A 19,601-nucleotide genomic window follows, 5' to 3' on the forward strand; every position below is an offset into this window, starting at 1 on the left:
ATCAAACCAAACAAAGTAACTATCGAAACACTACCCTACGCGCCTAGTCTATCTAGGGATACATCCCAGCTAGAATCTTTTAATAATATGGAATTTTCTCGCACTGGCAGCTATCTACCCCAGAGAATTTCTATTTTAGGTGGTACGGAGGACAACGAAGAAAATACTAGGTTAGATTTTACCTAGATGCACAACACCTTTATCAAGACGCTGCGGGCCTAATAGGGGGCGCAGACGGAAAGGTGAATCTCAACATCAATGTAGACAGAGGCGACGCTAGAAAAAGCACCATCAAGCTGGTAAGTAGTGAAAAAGAGGTATTGTTTGAGCACTGGGAAGTTTATTAATCAAAGGCATTAGTCTGTATTCGTAGGAAGCCTCACCAAGGACTGCTTTATAATAGATAATAGGTTTGCGTTTCCTATTTTTGATGGGATCGGCTCTAGAAGTTGCGGGATAGCTAACGACCTGATTCGGCAGGGGGGCCAAATGTACGCACTTGCACGCAAACAATAGCCCCCTGCGAAGATCGTTTTGTTACGACTAACATCGCCGAATTAATTTAATAGGTACTTAATTTCACCTTCAACAGGTGCGGCTTATCATCAAAATTCAAGCCCCAGTCGGTTTGGTCTCCATTCCAGACGCGTTCGAATACCCATTTTCCCCTTTTGTCGAAATAGCCTTCTTCTACTCGCACTAGCATGTAGGGTTTGGTTGCAATTTCTGATGAGGAGGTGAAGGTTACACGGGCGCGGAGTGCGGTTACTAAAAATTCGTTGTCGTCGAGTTTTGCAATAAGTGCGCCGCCAGAGGGGGGCGTATTTCCTTGCGGAGGATCAGTCCAAAACATTGGGCGGCCGTAGCTCACTTCTGCGTCCCACAAACCGAGATCTAAATTTTGTTGGTGGGTATCAGTGGGTTCTGCAACGCCCCAAACGTCTTTAGTGAAACTCAGTTCCGCCCATTTGTGTTCTAAGGGTTTCATTAGGCGATAGATTTCGGCGAAGGGCGCAAAGGTACTTGAGTCGTAGGTTTTCGCTCCAAGCGGAAAATTGCTGTAGCCAGTGGTATCCATGCCAAAGGGGGCAAAGCCAATCGCTTGCGCACCTAGTGCACTGAAAAAGTATCGTGCATAGGGTTGATCGTTACCGATTTCGGCAACGAATAGTGGATTACTGGGGCCGGAATAGAGTTCGATAACTTTTGTGGCGGTGGCGTAATCTCGAAAGTAAATATCCGGCGAAATCATATCTATGGCGGGGGCCGCGGCCTGCCAAATCGCCAGTACGTTATCGGTAGCGCCACCCGATGCATAGGCGCCGGGCTTGCCAGGGTTAAAGGGGTTTCGTAAGGCTACGTTAACATTCATAGGAATCGGGTATACAGCCTTGCCGGCAGCGGCAACTTCATTGCAATAGCGCGCAATATGATAGGCATGAAAAAATTCGCTGGCGTCTGCACCAAATAGGTCCGGCCAATTTCCTGCGGGTAGGTGCATGGCGCTACGTAACTGGGTAGGTACTTCGGAGTTAAAGAGTGTGTTGGCGGATTTTGAATAATCGCGTGCTGCGCCGTAGGTTCCCGGCTCATTTTGCACCTGCACCATAATCACGGTATGCTTTTTGTCGATTTTTTTAAGGTGTGTCATTAATGCTGCGAATGCTTTTTTATCTGCTTCCAAGGTACTCGCGTGGATGGGTGAGAGGGAGTTCAGTTGTTTGCCATTCTCGGTAATAACACGCGGGAAACGCTCGTTGTTTAATTTTACCCACGCCGGCGCGTAATGAGGAGCATTGTTCTTCCATGTGGCAAACCAGAGAAGAACGAGCTTAACATTGTGCTGACGAGCTTCTTTTATAAGGGTGTCTAGGTAGCTAAAGTCGAAGGTGCCTTCGGTTGGCTCTATTTGTTCCCATGCCACATTAATTTCTAGCGTATTGGCGTGAATGCTGTTGATGGTAGGCCATACATCTTTTAACGCGGCGGGGTAGTTACTGGAGTTGTTGGCTTGAGCACCCAAAATTAAGTAGGGGCTACCGTCGACGAACAGCGCATGTTTACCGTTTTCGCTCACGATGCGAGGTAGTTCGGCAGCGCAGAATACACTGAAACAAAATCCAGTTAAGGTTATAAGTAGTTGTAGGGGACGAGGCATTTCGAGCGTCTCCGTTATAGCTATGCTGCGCAAGCATAGCGTTTGTGAGTGGATAGCTCCAATTGCTTTTTTGCGCCCCTAGTTTTATCTCTGTCTAGTTGTTGCTTTCTAGTAAATTAGTGCGTTGTAGCACCCAGGCATACATGTATTCGTAGTAACGTGTGGCGGAACTGTTTGTTGTTTTCTTAAGGAGCGTTTTTGTTTGATTGTTGTCGCCTTGCGTCCAAGCGTAGAAGGCGTCAAAAAAATACGCTTCTGTTTGTTCGCAGTCATTTTTGGCTTGCGCTATAAGTGTCGAGTTAGCGGTCTCAGAACCATGAGTGAACTTTTGCATGATCGCTGTGTGCCAATCGTCTTTGCCGGCAATTGAATCTAATTTCAGGTTAGCTAGAGCTGTAGCACGGTCGCTACCGTTTAGCAGCGCATTTAGCCACAGGATACTAATCTTGTCGAAGACTGTGGGTTGAAATTCGGGGCTGGCGGTTGAAGATTTTTTGCTGCGTTTTTCTAAATTTTCGAGTGCATCCAGAGCTTGCTCCCTCTGGTTGAGGCCTACGTGTGCGATCGCGAGTAAATGATAAGCACCTTTGCCATTGTTGGTGTCGATTAAAAATTTGGCTGGACCTATGGCTTCGTTGTAGCGCCCCGCATATAGCGATGAGTATCCGTAGTGCCAAGCGGTCCAGGCATTTCTCTCCAAATCCCACGCTTTTTTACTTTGGTCGTAAGCTAAAGGGAATAGCCCTAAGTTTAAGTATTGCAGGCTGGCGTTGTCGTAGTAAAGTTGATTGGGCGCCTTTGCTGCCGCTTTTGCGATATAGCTAACAGCGCGCTTGGCGTATTCGCGTTCTTCGTAAACGCAGTTATTTTGTTGGATGATATCGTTAATGCTGTCGCCAAGCTGGTAAAGGTACTCTGGATTGTCAGCGCTTAATCGATTGGCCTGCTGAGCCGCAGCTAATGCGAGCCAGTCATACTTTTCCTGTTCGTAATGCTCTGAGAGTGAGTGCCAGCTGAAGGCGCTTTCTGGCTGTTCGGCTATGGTGTTAAGCGTTAATTCAATCAGTGTTTTGTTATCGGCATTGTTGATTAGCGCCTTGGCGTAAGTAATCCGAGATGGCGGTGGGGTATCGGCTTTAATAACGGGGTTCATCTCGGCGTACAGTTTTGTTAATAATTGCAGGTCGAAATCGTTGGTATAAATAAAACTCATATAGTGGGAAAGATAGTGAGCTTTCTGCACGAAAACATTATCGGGGGTTTCTGTAAGCGCTTTGCTCAGTTTTAATTTTGCTATTTCTAAATAGAGAGGGTTGGCCGTTTCCCGCCACATTTCATAAGCCGATATACCTATCTGCTGGTCAGACGCTTGGATTACCGCGTCTGTAGCTGGCGTTTTTATCGGCGTAGTGTTACAGCCAGTAAGTGCGGTGGATATTGTTAATGAGAATGCGATGGCGGATAGCCATTTTTGTGTGCGTAGCATGTTCGTTTCTCCTGCTATCCAGCGTATTAGGGAAGGTAACCTAAGGTTTTAGCTTTGTTGAAGGAGTGGGACGACTCATCAATTAGGGCGTTAAATCCCTGAGCTGATCCCAGAACGTACCAAGCTTCGCCACTTTCAGGGGCAATGGCTACAGCTTCCTCTGCTTTTATTAGAGCAAGATCAAAATCGCCTTTCTCTAGGTGATTTTTTGCTTGCGCAATTTTATACTCAAACGTACTTTCGCCAAATTTTACAGCAACGCTAGCCAGTGTTTTGTCGCGCTGTTTACCTGTGTCCGGCTGCATCGATACTAGCCAAGGTTTAAGTTCTTTTAGCGCGGTTAAGGCGTTGAAGTAGTCACCGTATTGCGCAACGCTTAGGTTGAGCGCTGGCTGATAGAATTCAATAGTAACGCTATAGTCGTTACCCTCAGTCTTGCCGGTTTGAGTGAGCGTAAAATAATCGGTTTTAATATTTTTAGACGTGCTAACAACCGTTGGGATGGTGTTAGCTTGGCCCTTGAATAGGGCGGTAATTCTAAACGTTTGTGGAAGTGGGTTTATCCAGCGATTTTTGCGGGTGCTGGGTATTTGCATACTGCTAAGCTCGCCAACAAGTCGATAGACCTGAAAAAAAGATGCACCATAGGTGGTCGGTGCATCTCCTTCTTCAGGGGCGAAGGTGAATGTGGCATTTACTTGTGTCGGCGTGTTGATGTTTTCGCTGTTGAGCACTTCGCTAGACAAGGTGTACTGACCGCTGTTATCGAAAATTCCCGCCAAAAATTGCGGCAAGCTGGATTCACGATTCGTGTCATGTTTCCACCAGTTTCGTAGGTTTTGCTCGTAGATGCCGGTGCCCTTGTAAGTTGCGGTTACAATGCTCCGGTTTTTATTATCCTGTTTGTATTCCAATTGTAGTTCGGCAATATTAGGTTCGACTTTTGCATCGACAGGCTTAAAAACGCCGCCACGTCCGTTCACGATTAATGCGGGTTGGCCAACCAGCAGGTTAGAAAAGCCAGGAAACATTGCGCGATCGCCGGTGGTATCCATCCATGTTTCTGGGCCATCGTCGGATGCAGGAATCCATACCAGCATGTGATCGAATATTAAGCTCACTAAGGTTCCGTCCGACTTCCCGCTATTAGGCGTCTCGACCAACACTGGGTAGGCTTCTACTCCGAGTGCTCGCAATAAGGCGACAGCTAAAACTGTTTGATCTTTACAGTCTCCGTACCCCTGTTCTAGTGCTTCGTCGGGTGTGTGCGGCTCGTAGCCGCCGCGTCCAAGGTGAGCAAAAACATAGCGAATGTTACTTTGCATATAGGTGTACACGGCGCGAATCTTTTCATCTTTGTTAGCATGTGGTGACAGTGCTAAAGTTGAAAGTGCTGCGCGGAGGGGCTCAGTTTCAGTTAGTTTGTTTTCAACTTTTTGCCATGTCCAAGCGTCTATTAGCGACCAATCATTACTTGTAGAAACTTGAATGCTCGGTGAGATTTTGTGGAGTGCAGGCATGCGGGCTTCTAGCGTTACTGGAGGAATGTTTTTCCACTCCCATACTCGCTTAATGTTTGCATCAGTTACGGTAGTTTTTGGGGTGCTGTTGAAAGTGCCGAATACCTTTGGCAGTAGCGCTAAGGTTTCGGGTACGGTGAGACTGTAGGAAAAATTCCGCACAGCATCGCCGCGCCAGCCATCAAGTGCTACCCGTTGTTGAAACCAGTAGGGGCGAGCACCATCGTTGTCCACTGTGGTGATGGCGCGACGTAGCGTCTTAGTTGTGAATTGCAGTTCGATGGTGGCACCCGGCGCAATTTCCGGGAGGGAAAATACAATCTCGCTGCGGTCGTTGTAAAAGTCTTGTCCGCCACCGGTCACCCTTATTTGAATAGCGTCTTCAGAGACCGTTTTAAGCTTGCCGTCGGCCGTTAACACGTTGGCGAAATCTAATGAGGCTTCGGAATAATAATGATTGTAGGTAATAGAAAGTCTACCGTAGTCGCGCGCAGCTTCTTGGTCGTTAATGCGAATAGAATAATAGGATTGGCGTGTCCACGAACCTTCGGTATCAAGTGTGTTGTTTTGTATTGAATACAAAACTTCGGCGCCGGGTTGTTTGGAGCGAAGTTTCGCTTGCTTGCTTAGTGGTGGCGCTAGGCTTGTCGTTGGTGTCAATACGGTGGCTTGGCTGGCTAACGGAAAATACAGTGCAAGTGCTAATAGTCCAGCGCAAAGCGATGTAAGGCGGGCACTGTAACGTTGAATAAAATAGGGAAAGCCTAGGATCGCGGTTGGTCCGGCAAGCATAACAGCTCCTTTTAGGTGGTCGAATATCCAATAAATCAGACCCGCAGATTAACATATTACATGCCAATGCAAAGGGTTTTGGTGACGTTATAGGTGTTGGTTGGCGTAGTGGGGCTTTAGGCGCTTAGCTTAGGCGGAGATTCGACCAGCTCTATCTTTGCCCTAAAAAACAAAACCCCCTAACTATAAAGTAAGGGGGTTTTAATGGTTAAGTGAGTATTCTTAGCGCTATTTGACTATCATTTTTTTAGCGGCGATACCTTTGCTAACTCTACTAAATTCTCGTGAAACGTTTCAATAATATATTCGAACGATCGATGCCATGCACGGTTGTGGGCATAGCGGTTATTTTCACGCTTTTTCGATAGGTTAATTGGCAGGTCGTCTTCTATCATCGCAACCATTTTACGTGTCGCAGAATCGATGAGCGCTACTTGGTAGTGAAGAGTGCCAACGGTTTCAATGGTTTCACTTCCGACAGAACCGAGTGATGAATCACGATAGGCACGCGGAAGCATCTCTAGCGCTTTGAATTCAACCACAAGAACGCCCTTGCCACCCGTGCTTGTTGGTGTGAACTGCTTGCTTTTAGAAAATTCTCGGTTAGCGAGTTCGGCAAATTTTTCGGTGAGGCTGGGCATATCTTTTTCGGCAAAATCTTCCCAGTTGCGCTGCATACGGGTTTTGGCTTTTGGCGAAATGGTTAGCTCTGAATAATTTAGGGGGAATAGGATGATTTTATTGTAGGTTTTGAAGTCTATAGCTTTATCGACGACGAAGCGGTGGAAATTGCCATGTTTCCAAACCGTGTATTGCTCTTCCACGGTTTTATCTTTTGCTGTAGCAATCGTTGGCGCACACACGGCTAGCGTTAGTAGCGAGCTGATGCACAAGGTAGCAAATTTCTTTGCGGTTATACGCGATGTTCCCATGAGGATTTCCTTGTCAATTGTCTTTGATTGTGAACTTGGGGGTTAGGTGTTACCACGCCGGAGTTGAGCTTTGAACGCGTGTTATTTTCTTTGTTATTCGAGTTTCAGCCCACTTTTAAACTACAGGAAGGTAGATGTAGTCGTTATCCTTACAGGCGCATTTTAGTCTAAAGTTGCTCGTTTATTCTATAGTCGCGGCTTGATTAGTGGCAACTCGAGCCAAGGCTCCGGCCTGATGTGAGCCGAGTTTGATCTATATCGGGTGCCGGAACCTGTGTTGTATTAGTCTGTCCATATGGGGCTAGATAGGTACAAATAAAAGCATCATTAGCTTGCACTTAATACGCAAGCCGAGCATAGCGAAACTAGAGTGATAATGAGGGTAAGGTCGATGTCGGTACGATTTTTTATGAACGCTATCTTTAACGCAAGTACACAGCTGTGGTTTTGGCTTGCGATCATCGCAACGGCGGTTGGTTTGGAACTGGGGGCGCTGTATTTTCAGGAGGTTCTCGCCTACTACCCTTGTGAGCTTTGCATCTACGTACGTGTGTGGCTAACTAGTATGGCATTGGTTTCGCTGCTATCCCTATTTATTCGCAATGTTGCGGTGCTGCGCCGCACGGCTTTAGTTGCGGTTATATTTCTTACCTTTGGCCTGGCTCACGAAACTTGGCTGCTACAGGGATTGGAGTACGGTTGGAATGCGGATGGTGCCTGCGGGCTTGTCGCTAACTTCCCTAGCTGGGCACGCTTAGACGAGTGGTGGCCAACCATGTTTAGAGTGCAAGATGCATGCTCTGCAACGCCGCGAGTATTCGGCAATTTTTCTATGGCCGATGGCTTAACATTGGTGTGTATAGGTTTGCTTTCTGGGTGTGGTTTAGCTCTTTATGGCGACTTGAAACGCCGCTAGAGTGAAGCGAGTCGCCAAGATAGTTTCCGACAGTCGCTTGAAAAGACTATCTTGGCGAATAGTTAGCACCGCGTTTTAGTTCGCAGCGCTTATTTCAAGTGCGTATTTATAAAGTTGACGCTAGCTTCTAGCGCTTGCAAGCGTGTTTCCGCACTTTCTAGGCGGTGGTTCTCATCGTCTAGCTTTATCAGTTCAGCTGACTTACCCGCTTTTTTCAGCCGCTTGTACATGGTTTTAGATTGCGCGTAGGGCACTACCTTATCTTTTTCCCCATGTATTAATAGAACTGGCGCTTGGAACGATTCCGCCTTGTAAGACGGCGATATTGATTCGATGAACGCTTTATCTGCATTGCCATTTGCAATATTCATCTCCCAATAACTCAGTACCCATGAATCCTTTCCATGGTCGCGCTTTTCTGATTTGAGCATGGCTGGGATGTCACTAACACCCGCAATAGAGACAACGCATTTGTAGTGTTCCGGAGTATAGGCTCCGCCTGCAAGTGCTGCGTAGCCGCCATAGCCCATTCCCGCGATACAAACTTTATCGGGATTAACGATGCCTTTTTTGACCAGAAAACTTAGCGCTTCGGTGAGATCTGATTGCATCTTTTTCCCCCACTGACCTCGCCCTTCGATTATGTGTTTAGCACCAAATCCGGACGACCCGCGAAACTGCGGTTGAATGACTAGATATCCCTCTGCAGCAAGAGCTTGCGCAAACCAGTCAAAACCAAGTGTGTCATGGCTTTCGGGCCCACCGTGCGGAAGCATAACCGCTGGCAGGTTTTTCATATCGTTGAGTTTGTTTTTCGGAATTGTTATCAAGGTAGGAATCTTCAAACCATCTTCGGCAGTGAAGGTTACTGTACCGATGGGATTTACATCCATGGGTTGAATGCTTGGGCGTGCAGTGGCTAGAAATTGCGCGTTTAGTTTTCGGTCGAAAAGGTAGTAGTCGCCAGCAGCGCTAGAGCCTTCAACATAGGCGATAAGGTGGGACCAGTCGGGTGTCCAGTCGGTGATAAATACCGATTGATCCGGAAATGCTTTTAGAGCGCTATCGACAAAGCTGTTGATAGCTTTATCCAAGAAAAAATAGCTTGGCGAGAACCCTGAGTACCTTACGCCATAAACTGTACGATTAATGTCCGTCATTACACTATCAATATCGGCATCGTCACGCCCGAACAGTGGCTCGGAACGGGTTCCGTCTTGTAGCGACATGGTGAAGTAGGCTTCGTGCCCAGTGGTGGTGGTGTCGTCAATGATAACTAACGATTTTGCATCAGCGGTAACACCTACCACGCTAAAGCGCATAATGGGCGCTTCTTCTTCGAAAATCGTTCGCCAATCGTTGCCGTCGGGCACCATTATGCTGTGGTTGTCTGTTTTATTGTTGTATAGCTCTTGTGCAACGATATTGCCTTGGCGGTTCATAAAGTAGTCGACCGTTTTCGACATTCCTCGATAGGCGACCTTCGGCTTGCGCTTTTTTTGAAGATTCACTTTAACGAGCGCTAAGTCCGGAGCGTCGTCCACGGTTGAGCGAGGTACAAACGCGGGCATAAATAGATATTTACCATCCGCTGATTTTCCCGCGATACGCCCTAATCCTGTTTGCCCTGTATAAATCACTTCACCTAGCGTTAGCAGTGGCCGTATTGCGCCAGTGCGTATATCCAGTACATAAGCTGAGCTGTAGCGGTTTTCGCCAATAAAGCCACGTATACGACGCGTATCTGATGCGGTAATAACGAGCTCGTGCTCTGACACAAATTCAAATTGGTCGGCCGAAATTGCTGAAATGTCGGCGCCGCTAATCGTTTTGGCTTCTTTAAGCGAGTAAACAATAATGGTGTCTCGATTGGGCTCGACTTTTTTAAAAGCTACTAGCTCGCCAGAGGGGGAAAGACGCATCATGCTTGTTGATTTTAACGCGCCGTAATCGGCAAGCTTAGGCGCCGCAAATGAGCTTAAGCTACAAAATAGACTGGCAATTAACATCGTAATTAACTGTATAGTCTTTTTGGCAGGTGTAACCGGTTTAGAGCAGCCGTTGCGATTATTGTGGGGGGAGGGGGCGAAAAATAGAGTCATAGAGGTGTCCCTGTTCGTTATTGTGGTAATCCATGCGGTGGATATCGATGATAAAAGTGGCGGATGTTAGCACTAGACACTTTGAGAGGGTAGGTGAAATGTGACCTGTTCTGCATGCTGACTGTGGTGTAGGTCAGTGAGTGTTGGTGTGTGTCGACGTGAATGGTTTGATGAATTGCGCGCCTATTTGAGTTTACGTTAGTGCGCAGCGTTATTATATTTCTCTGAAACTGTGGGTCTTATATCCGTTAGGGTTATATTTGAGTCTTCTTTTAAGTCCAAAAAGGAATTTTATTGGCGCGTATGTGTGGTTTTTGGCTAAGCCCATAAGCTTAGTAAACGGTTACATTTTGATTTTAGAGAGTAAGTGATTGATTAACCGCCGTAAACTTCCCATAATCGGGCGCAAATATAAAAACAGCTCTTATAAAACCAAGGGCAACAGTGGAACAACAAATAACAAAGGTAGTGGATCGGCTAACCTTGCAGCCTCTTTCACCTACCTCTAGTGCTTGCGCTAGCGGTAGGGACCAGAAATAAACTGAGTACTAATGCCCTTAAATGAGTGATCAATATGATCTAGTCTTCATTTGGGGTGGTCGTATTCATGGTTAGCGGGGGAGAGACGTACTTTAATTAGCGCAACCTTTCTTAGCGCCGCCCGTATTTTCCGGCGGCTTGTCGTGGTTTAACTGTTTTTAAGGGTATTGCTTTTTTGCTTCTAGCGAAGAGCTTACAGAGTTGCTACAAGTCAGCATTTGTAGTTTCTACTTGGTGTTAGTGAACGCTCTTGTTCGTTGACACTTATATATGGAAGTCATCAATAAAATTAAAATTTGGGGGGAGAAATCTCTATGTCATCGCTGAAATCACAACAATTCAAATTAAAGCCCATCACTATGGCTGTTGCTTCTGCAGCTGCCATTATGGCTGGCTCTAGCAACTTCGCCGTTGCACAAGATCAAGTAGAAGAAGAAGTTATTGTTCGCGGTATTCGCGCTTCAATGGCTCAATCTATGGATGTTAAGCGCAATGCCGTTGGTGTTGTTGACTCAATTAACGCTGAAGACATTGGTAAAATGCCTGACGCTAACCTTGCTGAATCTCTTCAGCGCATCACTGGTCTTTCTATTACCCGTATCAACGGTGAAGGTGCTCGTGTTTCTGCTCGCGGTATCGATCCGAGTTTGAACATGGTTACCTTAAACGGCCGCAATATGCCGGCTGTTACAAACGACGGTAACGTTGGTGATACAGCCTCGCGCGCTTTCGACTTCGCCAACCTCGCTTCTGAGGTGATCGGCGGTGTAGACGTATATAAAACAGGTAAAGCTAGTATCACTACCGGTGGCTTGGGTGCGGTAGTTAATATCAAATCTATCCGTCCGCTGGAAGTTGGCAACAAAGCAACTATTGCCGGTAAGCTGGTTCACGATACTACCGTAGATAACGGCATCGACGGACAATCAGCTACTCCAGAAATTTCTGGTTTGTATAGCTTTGCTAATGATGATGAAAACTTTGGTGTATCTTTTGCTGGTGCCTACCAGCAGCGTGACAACACTCGCTCGAATGTATTCATTAACCAGTGGAAGCCAGAAACTAGCGTAGGTACTGATGTGTTCTCACGTCCTGGACTAGCAGACCCTGACTCCCCAGAAGACGAAGTGCTGAACCCGATGGTGCCTGGTCTTGGCGTAACTATTGATAACGCACCAGCAGAAGGACAGCTGTTTAATCTGCCTAGTGATGTTCGCTACGCCCTTGAAGATGATACTCGTACCCGTTTGAATGGGGTGTTAACGGTGCAGTTTGCACCAACCGATAATTTGACTGCGACTGCCGATATCGTTTACTCCGAATATGAGCTAGAAGCCGATCGCTCGCAGCAGTCAACTTGGTATAACTATTCTGCAATTTCTCATATTGCTTTTGATAACAGTGCGGTACCTGCACCGACTATTTATCAAGAGACCTATGACGGTGGTAAAGATGTTTCTTTCGCTCAGCAAGAATACACGGGTGTAACCACTAGCTCTTCTGTTGGTGTTAACGTGGATTGGGCTGTTAGCGATGCGCTTAGTTTAGCGTTCGACTTCCATAGCTCTACTGCTGAGAATATTTCTGACGTAGCTGAAACTGGTTTGAATGCTAACGTGGTAATTGCAAACTACGCAGACTTCTCCTACGACATGCCTGTATTGGGTGTGACTATCGACGATTCAGATCCTGCCAAAGGTAATAATAACGGCGTGCTGGATGCCGGCGATATTAGTGGTGCTATCGGTACGATTTCTCATGCCGAGCAAACTACTGACATTGTGCAGTTGAAAATTGATGGTAGCTTCGTGTTTAGCGATAGCACTACATTAAATTTCGGGGTTGAATCCCGTGAAGACACTAACCACACATTAGTTGGCGACGGTGGTGCGACTGGTCGTATTACTATGGGTAACTGGGGTGGTGTTGATCCTGATACTTTCGGCGACGATTGGGAAGGCTACTGGACTGCTCGTGACTTTGGTGCTGGGTTCCCAGACTATAAAGATTCCTCTCGTGACGATGAGTTCTTACACGCTGGTTGGGATGCTGATCTAGGCCCTATTGCTGCGAAAATGGTTGATGTGAATACTAGTGGAGTAGATACAGATAACTTCAACAGCTTCCCTGATGGCGAATTTAAGTGGAATGGTATTTACAATATCAACCGCGAAATCACTGAAGAAGTAACCTCTGCCTACGTTGAATTGAACCAAGCCTTCGACCTAGGTGATATGCCGGGTAATGTTGTTGCTGGTTTACGTTATGAAGCAACAGACGTAACTTCTGTGTCGAGTGTTCAGCTTCCTGTTAACTTGGAATGGCAGTCGGATAATGACTGGGGGCAAGAGCTTGCAGATGAGGCTACCCCGTTCTCGCGTACAGGTGATTACTCTGTTCTTTTGCCAAGCTTGGATATTGACTTGAGTCCATCTGACGACGTTAAGATCCGTATGTCTTACAGTAAAACTATGGGGCGCGCCAGCTATGGTGAGTTGCGTTCAGATGTTGCTATTAATGATGTATACAGCAAGACCGCTAATGGTGGTAACCCTGATCTAGAGCCAATGAAGTCAACCAACTTGGATTTGTCTGTTGAATACTACTACAGCAACGACAGCTATATCTCCATAGGTTATTTCGGTAAGAACGTATCTAACTACATCGGTTCTGCGGTTATTAGTTCCGATTGGTATGGTTTGCGTGACGCTCGAACCGGTCCACGTTTTGAGCAGGCTCAGGCGGATATTGTCGCTGCAGGTGGGAATCCTCAAGATGAAAAACAGCAACACGATCAGATGCTTATCAACGAAGGGCTAGACCCAGCGGTTGAATCTACTAGCATTTATGCGGACTCAACTGATCCGTTGCTTATGTGGGACACTAACATCCCGGTAAACGATGAAGACACCAAAATCTATGGTTTTGAATTCGCGTTGATGCATTGGTTTGGTGATTCAGGTTTTGGTACTCAGCTAAACTACACTGCAGTAAATGCTGATGTCGCTATTGACGTTACTAAAACTGGTGGTCAGTTCGCAATGGTTGGATTAAGTGATACCGCTAACCTTGTCGCCTTCTATGACGATAATGGTGTGCAGTTCCGCTTGGCTTACAACTGGCGTGACCAGTTCCTTGATAACCGCACCCAGTACAACAACGAGCCATCGTTTACCGAAGCCTACTACCAGGTAGACTTCTCGGCGAGCTATGACATTACCGACCAGTTGACAGTAACGGCTGAAGGTTTGAACCTTACTGGTGAAAACTCTCGTCGCCACGGTCGCTCTGTTAATCAGTTATGGAGCCTTGAAGATCTTGGAGCTCGTTACAACGTTGGTGTTCGCTATAGTTTCTAATCAGTTTTCTGGTTAGTAGTTACAGCAAGTGAAAAGCCGCTGGTGACAGCGGCTTTTTTTTTAGTAAAATTTTGAGCTCGTAAAGCTTCTTGAATTGGTATGTCCCTTAATGATTAAACATATTGTTATAGTGGGTGGCGGCACTGCAGGCTGGCTTACAGCAGGAATTTTAGCTGCCGAGTTAGCTGGAGGCGCCGAGTCGTCAGTGCGGATTACGCTTATCGAATCTCCGGATGTGGCCGCGATTGGTGTCGGTGAAGGTACTTGGCCAACGATGCGCACAACGCTGATGAAAATCGGGCTCTCAGAAACAGAATTTATTCGCGAATGTGGTACCTCATTCAAGCAGGGGTCCAAATTTGTGGGGTGGAAAACCGGTGCAGAGAATGATGCCTACTACCACCCATTTACACCGCCGTTAGGTAGTGCTGGCGTAAATATAGCGGCAGCATGGAAAAAAGGTTTTGGTGAGTTGCCATTTGCAGACGCTGTTTGCCTACAAAGTCAGATTAGCGAACTTGGCTTAGCGCCAAAGCAGATAACCGCGGCTGAGTATGCTGGTTCGTTGAATTATGGTTACCATTTAGATGCAGGTAAGTTCAGCGGCTTACTACAGCGTCATTGCGTGTCAAAATTGGGCGTAGTCCATATTCTTGAACATGTCAGTCAAATTAAATCGACAGACGTTGGTGATATTGAGTCACTGTTGATGAGTGGAGGCCGGAAAGTAGCTGGCGATTTGTTTATCGATTGCACTGGTTCAAGTTGCTTGTTGCTCGGGCAGCATATGGGAGTTCCATTTGTTGATCAGAGCGCTCACTCTATAAATGACTCGGCTATAGCGATTCAAGTCCCCTACGCAGATGAGGATTCAGCAATTGCGTCTTCTACCATCGCGACAGCTCAGTCTGCAGGCTGGACTTGGGATATAGGCTTATCAACGCGTCGAGGAGTGGGGTACGTTTACTCCAGCTCCCATATAAATCATGATGATGCGGAAAAAGAACTCCGACAGCACATTGCCAAAAGCGTTGGCGTTGATAAGGCTGAGGAGTTAGCCGCAAGACGAATTCCAATCAAGGCTGGGCATAGGGCTAAGTTCTGGCAAAATAATTGTGTTGCGGTAGGTATGGCAGCAGGTTTTATTGAGCCGCTTGAAGCGAGTGCTTTGGCGTTGGTTGAGCTCTCGGCAAATATGATTCGCGATGAACTGCCCGTAAGTAGAGATGCGCTACCCATCGTTGAAAAACGGTTCAACAAGGTTTTCTCTTACCGTTGGGAGCGGATCATCGAATTTCTAAAGCTACATTATGTATTAAGCGAGCGTCGAGATACCGAGTACTGGCGTGATGTTACCTCGCCAAATTCGGTGCCGGAGGGGTTGCAAGAATTGTTAGATCTCTGGACATATCGCGAACCCTACTACAACGATATGTTGCATTGCGAAGAAATATTTCCAGCGGCGAGTTATGAATACGTGCTGTTTGGGATGGGTTTTAAGCAAAGCTCGGAGAGGGCGGTGCGGAAGTCGGATGGCATCGCTGGAGGCATTGCTATGATTGAAAACAATTTGCGTTCAGTTGATCGTTACGCGAAAGTGCTTTTATCTAATCGTGAACTAATAAAACGAATTAATACTCACGGTTTACAGCGAATTTAGAATGTAACAACTATAACAATTGAAAAAGAATTTAGAGGTGTGAACATGCCAGATGTAAAAATGCTTAACAACGTCGATCACCAGGATCTAAGAATTATAACCAAGAAAAGTGCAGCCTATGGCGATAACGTTATCGGTTCACTAATATTTCCAGCGGAAATAGCGCAGGCGCACAAAGAATACCCAATCTATTTTCAAAAGAGTCCCGAGACAGGAGAGTTTCAGCTTGTTGCCTTATTTGGCTTTGCTGATAAAGAAAACCTATTTTTAACGGATGATGGTTGGCAGGCAGACTGTATCCCCGCGTTGATTCAGCGTGAGCCGTTTATGATTGGGTTTCAAACAGAGAAAGGGGCTGATGAGAAAAAAGCCGTTTTACATATCGATATGGATAGCCCGCGAATTAGTAATACCGAAGAGGGCGAAAGGGTCTTTTTGGAGAACGGTGGTAATAGCCCGTATCTTGATCACATCAATAAAATGTTGAGCGTTGTTCATGGCGGGTTTGAGTCCTGTAAGGCTTTGTTTAGCGCATTTCTTGAGCTGGAATTGATTGAGCCTTTTGTTCTTGAGGTTGAGTTTAAAGACGGAACGCAATTTAAAACAGATCAATACTATACGATTAACCAAGATAAGCTCTTAGCTTTAGATGATACGACTGTCGGAAAGTTACACCGTTCGGGACACCTCCAGCTCGCCTATATGGTTTTGCAGTCGCTCTCAAATGTTAAGCGTTTAGCGAAGAAGCGCAACGCCTTGAGCTAAATCAATACGGCAAAAAGTTTCCAAGCTGAAACTAAGCGCCGTTAATCGTTTGTACTGCGGGAGAGCAATGGCTAGATGTTAGATATAAAACAGCAGGTGAAAATTGTCGAAGGTTGTCGTTATGACGATATCCCCGAGTTTGTTTTAGCATCGGAGCAGCCATTGCTTTTGAAAGGCTTGGTTGCAGACTGGCCGCTGGTTCAGGCCGGCTTGCAGTCTGATGCCGAAGCGGATGCCTATTTGCGGAAGTTCTATACCGACAAAAGTGTGGTGTTTTATGAGGCCGAAGCAGAAAAGCGCGGCCGTTTTTTTTATGCGGACGATTGCGGTTCTTTAGATTTTAAGTCGAGTCGGGCGCGCTTAGATGAAGTGCTGGATTTACTTGCCGCGAGTAGAGCCAAGTCCAACTCACCAACCTATTATGTCGGCTCCACCACCGTCGACGTTTGTTTGCCGGATTTCCGCGCAGATAATGATCTCAATATTAACCATCTAAATCCTTTGGTGAGTATTTGGATCGGCAATCGATCGCGCGTTGCAGCTCATTATGATGCGCCAGATAATATTGCCTGCTGTGTCGTGGGCAAGCGACGTTTTACCCTCTTCCCTATAGAGCAGGTTGAAAATCTTTACCCAGGTCCTATGGACTTTACTCCGTCGGGACAAATTATCAGCATGGTCGATTTCGAAAATCCAGACTATGAAAAATTCCCTAAATTTAAGACGGCTGTTGATCACGCCTTGGTTGCAGAGCTTGAGCCGGGTGATGCGCTATTGTTGCCGAGTATGTGGTGGCACCACGTCGAATCCTTAAGTGATTTTAATGTTCTGGTGAATTATTGGTGGCGAGAATACGAGCGCTTTATGGATGTGCCTACCAATGTGCTACATCACGCGATGCTCAGTATTCGCGACCTGCCGGAAAAAGAAAAGCGCGCATGGAAGGCCTTGTTCGATTACTACGTTTTTGGCCCGCAAGAACATAAGTACGACCATATTCCTGAGGCGGCGCAGGGTTTCTTGCAACCTTTAGATGATCGCCGTGCACGTCAGTTGCGTGCTTGGTTATTGAACAAATTAAATCGCTAAGAAGAGTGAGTAAATAACGTGAAGCGAGAAAAATTATTGAAAGTGGTAATTGCCGGTGGTGGTACAGCAGGTTGGATGACTGCGGCTGCGCTTTCAAAAATGTTAGGCAATCATGTTAGTGTAACCTTGGTTGAATCCGATGATATTGGCACGGTGGGCGTTGGTGAAGCGACCATCCCAACCATGCAGTCGTTTCATCAGCTTCTACAAATTGATGAAAAGGAGTTTATGCGTGAGACTCAAGCGACATTTAAGTTGGGGATTCAGTTCGAAAACTGGGGCGATAACAACGAAAAATATTTCCACTCCTTTGGTGAAACGGGAAAAGAATTCTGGGCTGGGCAATTTCAGCATCTATGGCTGCGCGGGCTTAGCGAAGGCCTAAATTACACATTCGGTGATTTTTCTCCAGAATTACAGGCGGCCATGCAAAACCGTTTTGCAATTACACAAAAGCCGCGAATGGGTTATGCCTACCATCTCGATGCAACTCTGTATGCTAAATATCTGCGTAAAATTAGTGAGGCGATTGGGCTAACGCGCATTGAGGGGAAAATTCAACATGTTGAATTAAATCCTGATGACGGTCATATCGCTGCGCTTGCTTTGGCGTCAGGGGAGAGGGTTGAAGGCGATCTATTTATAGATTGCACCGGTTTTCGTGCGCTGTTAATTGGCGACGCGCTGCATACACAATATCAAGATTGGTCCAACTTCTTTATCTGCGATCGAGCTGTGGCTACCCAAACGAGATCGGTTGGCGAAGCTATACCCTACACCCGTTCAATCGCACATCAAGCTGGCTGGCAGTGGCGTATACCGTTACAGCATCGAGTCGGTAACGGCTTGGTTTATTCTAGTCAGCACTTGGCTGATGACGATGCGATAAAGTTATTACTTGATAATATTGAAGGTGAGCGGATAAACGAGCCACGGGTAATTAAGTTTCGCCCAGGGCATAGAGCCAAGGTGTGGAATAAGAACTGTGTGGCGATCGGCTTATCAAGTGGTTTTATTGAGCCGTTGGAGTCCACCAGCATCCACCTTATCTCATCAACGATTATTCGTTTGATGCGGATGATCCCCTTGTCGGGTTTAAATCAATTTGACGTCGATGAATTCAATCGTCAGGCGCTTTCTGAACTGGATGTTATTCGCGACTTCATTGTGTTGCACTATAAGGTTACGCGTCGGAACGATAGTGATTTTTGGCGTTATTGCCGCGATATGGAAATCCCCGACAGCTTGAAGGCTCGGCTGGATATCTATAAGGATTCTGGGCGGCTCTATTGGCACGCGGATGAGCTCTTTACCGTGAACTCTTGGAATCAAGTGATGCTAGGTCAGGGGATCTTGCCGAGAGGTTACCATCCTGTTGCTGATGCAATGAATAGCGAAGAGCTAAAGAATTACTTTGAAAGCTACACTAAAGGTGTGTCCGCTTTTGTGCAGACTTTGCCGAAACATCACGCCTTTGTAGAGTCTTATTGTGCCGTGAAATCAAGTTAATCATGTTGATTGGTGTGGCGCGTCTACCGGCTTAAATGGCTTTAAGTGGGACGGGTTGGCTTGCTGTTTAGTTTGTGTGTTTCTGATACTGATTTGGTCGTTGATACTTGTGTGAACAACGGGTAGTATTCTTCGAAGCTTTGAATGGTGTGGAGGGTATAATCATACCTTTGCAGGTACCATGATAAGCTTATATATCAATAACTTATAAAAGCCTTAGAAGGGCTGTGGCACGTGGAATTCTATTCTCGGCATTGTGAGGGTAGGGTGAAATTTTGCCGGAGCTGCACAAAATATAGTCGTGTAAACGGTTTACTTTTTGTGGAGCATATGAAGATAGATCTCTTAACCTAGATGTACTTCCCAAAAATCGCTGAAAATAAAAATGATCCCGCCTTCTAACTGAAAGGCGGGGCGTACAACAAAATTAAAATGTAAGGGGCAGTTTCTCGCTCGATACTTTTCTTGTGTCTCATGGCTCTGTGTCTCATGGCCGTTATGTGCTTTGTTTCATGCTTTGCCTGTGAGAGGTATGAATTTAGAAAAGTCTTTTTAAGTTTGAGCGAGTTGTGGGATGTGAACGGTTTCGGTACGCCTAGCGGGTCTACTGCTAGTTATGCCAACTTTACCTCTCTCCTTGATAGCCCCTCAGTTTTATTAACGACATTACGACATCTAAAGATAGTCGTCGTTCTTTGTTGTGCTTTGCGAGTATGACCGTCTTGCCATCGTTGCAAGGAGGTTAATACAGGTAGCAGCAATCGTTTGCTGTT

General features: G+C 46.3%; 12 protein-coding genes. 7 read left to right on the plus strand and 5 right to left on the minus strand.

Annotated elements, in window-relative coordinates; all coding sequences use genetic code 11:
* A partial coding sequence (locus tag IDZ20_RS16220) for a hypothetical protein (RefSeq protein WP_223144931.1) occupies nt 1-186 on the plus strand: 186 nt, incomplete at its 5' end.
* Between the two features lie 376 nt (nt 187-562).
* Here IDZ20_RS16220 and IDZ20_RS07760 read toward each other — a convergent pair.
* The 4 genes from IDZ20_RS07760 to IDZ20_RS07775 form a co-directional block, all read right to left on the minus strand.
* Nucleotides 563-2,158: a DUF5597 domain-containing protein gene (locus tag IDZ20_RS07760; protein WP_188150864.1), complete on the minus strand. Its 1,596-nt coding sequence runs from the start codon at nt 2,156-2,158 to the stop codon at nt 563-565.
* A 94-nt stretch (nt 2,159-2,252) separates the two neighbouring features.
* Complete coding sequence (locus IDZ20_RS07765) at nt 2,253-3,644, minus strand: hypothetical protein (RefSeq protein WP_188150865.1); 1,392 nt, start codon at nt 3,642-3,644, stop codon at nt 2,253-2,255.
* A 26-nt stretch (nt 3,645-3,670) separates the two neighbouring features.
* On the minus strand, nt 3,671-5,956 hold the full coding sequence (locus tag IDZ20_RS07770) for a DUF3857 domain-containing protein (RefSeq protein ID WP_188150866.1): 2,286 nt from the start codon (nt 5,954-5,956) through the stop codon (nt 3,671-3,673).
* Nucleotides 5,957-6,195: 239 nt separating this feature from the next.
* The gene (locus IDZ20_RS07775; RefSeq protein ID WP_188150867.1) at nt 6,196-6,888 is read right to left on the minus strand and encodes a DUF3313 family protein; all 693 of its coding nucleotides are present in this window, start codon (nt 6,886-6,888) and stop codon (nt 6,196-6,198) included.
* Nucleotides 6,889-7,279: 391 nt separating this feature from the next.
* On the opposite strand from IDZ20_RS07775, the gene IDZ20_RS07780 reads away from it, so the two are divergent.
* Complete coding sequence (locus IDZ20_RS07780; protein ID WP_245792198.1) at nt 7,280-7,804, plus strand: disulfide bond formation protein B; 525 nt, start codon at nt 7,280-7,282, stop codon at nt 7,802-7,804.
* A gap of 89 nt (nt 7,805-7,893) precedes the next feature.
* Here IDZ20_RS07780 and IDZ20_RS07785 read toward each other — a convergent pair whose 3' ends face one another.
* Nucleotides 7,894-9,906 carry an alpha/beta hydrolase family protein gene (locus IDZ20_RS07785; RefSeq protein ID WP_188150868.1) on the minus strand — a complete coding sequence of 671 codons (2,013 nt, stop codon included), beginning with the start codon at nt 9,904-9,906 and terminating at the stop codon, nt 7,894-7,896.
* 854 nt (nt 9,907-10,760) lie between these two features.
* Between IDZ20_RS07785 and IDZ20_RS07790 the strand changes: the two genes are divergently transcribed.
* The 5 genes from IDZ20_RS07790 to IDZ20_RS07810 all read left to right on the plus strand — a co-directional run bounded on the left by IDZ20_RS07790 (nt 10,761) and on the right by IDZ20_RS07810 (nt 18,828).
* Nucleotides 10,761-13,805, plus strand: a complete 3,045-nt coding sequence (locus IDZ20_RS07790) for a TonB-dependent receptor (protein WP_188150869.1) — start codon at nt 10,761-10,763, stop codon at nt 13,803-13,805.
* Between the two features lie 109 nt (nt 13,806-13,914).
* Nucleotides 13,915-15,465, plus strand: coding sequence for a tryptophan halogenase family protein (locus IDZ20_RS07795; RefSeq protein WP_188150870.1), 1,551 nt, complete (start codon nt 13,915-13,917; stop codon nt 15,463-15,465).
* Nucleotides 15,466-15,510: 45 nt separating this feature from the next.
* Nucleotides 15,511-16,230, plus strand: coding sequence for a SapC family protein (locus IDZ20_RS07800; RefSeq protein ID WP_188150871.1), 720 nt, complete (start codon nt 15,511-15,513; stop codon nt 16,228-16,230).
* A gap of 75 nt (nt 16,231-16,305) precedes the next feature.
* The gene (locus IDZ20_RS07805; protein ID WP_188150872.1) at nt 16,306-17,319 is read left to right on the plus strand and encodes a cupin-like domain-containing protein; all 1,014 of its coding nucleotides are present in this window, start codon (nt 16,306-16,308) and stop codon (nt 17,317-17,319) included.
* Nucleotides 17,320-17,337: 18 nt separating this feature from the next.
* Nucleotides 17,338-18,828, plus strand: coding sequence for a tryptophan halogenase family protein (locus tag IDZ20_RS07810; RefSeq protein WP_188150873.1), 1,491 nt, complete (start codon nt 17,338-17,340; stop codon nt 18,826-18,828).
* Nucleotides 18,829-19,601: the final 773 nt, after the last annotated feature.

Source organism: Teredinibacter waterburyi (assembly GCF_001922985.1).
Classification (GTDB): domain Bacteria; phylum Pseudomonadota; class Gammaproteobacteria; order Pseudomonadales; family Cellvibrionaceae; genus Teredinibacter; species Teredinibacter waterburyi.

Bases quoted from the DNA above. Each gene is read 5' to 3' on its own strand.
- IDZ20_RS07795 (WP_188150870.1), top strand. From the start codon at position 13,915: ATGATTAAACATATTGTTATAGTGGGTGGCGGCACTGCAGGCTGGCTT.
- IDZ20_RS07760 (WP_188150864.1), bottom strand. From the start codon at position 2,158: ATGCCTCGTCCCCTACAACTACTTATAACCTTAACTGGATTTTGTTTC.
- IDZ20_RS07785 (WP_188150868.1), bottom strand. From the start codon at position 9,906: ATGACTCTATTTTTCGCCCCCTCCCCCCACAATAATCGCAACGGCTGC.
- IDZ20_RS07765 (WP_188150865.1), bottom strand. From the start codon at position 3,644: ATGCTACGCACACAAAAATGGCTATCCGCCATCGCATTCTCATTAACA.
- IDZ20_RS07775 (WP_188150867.1), bottom strand. From the start codon at position 6,888: ATGGGAACATCGCGTATAACCGCAAAGAAATTTGCTACCTTGTGCATC.
- IDZ20_RS07790 (WP_188150869.1), top strand. From the start codon at position 10,761: ATGTCATCGCTGAAATCACAACAATTCAAATTAAAGCCCATCACTATG.
- IDZ20_RS07780 (WP_245792198.1), top strand. From the start codon at position 7,280: ATGTCGGTACGATTTTTTATGAACGCTATCTTTAACGCAAGTACACAG.
- IDZ20_RS07805 (WP_188150872.1), top strand. From the start codon at position 16,306: ATGTTAGATATAAAACAGCAGGTGAAAATTGTCGAAGGTTGTCGTTAT.
- IDZ20_RS07770 (WP_188150866.1), bottom strand. From the start codon at position 5,956: ATGCTTGCCGGACCAACCGCGATCCTAGGCTTTCCCTATTTTATTCAA.
- IDZ20_RS07800 (WP_188150871.1), top strand. From the start codon at position 15,511: ATGCCAGATGTAAAAATGCTTAACAACGTCGATCACCAGGATCTAAGA.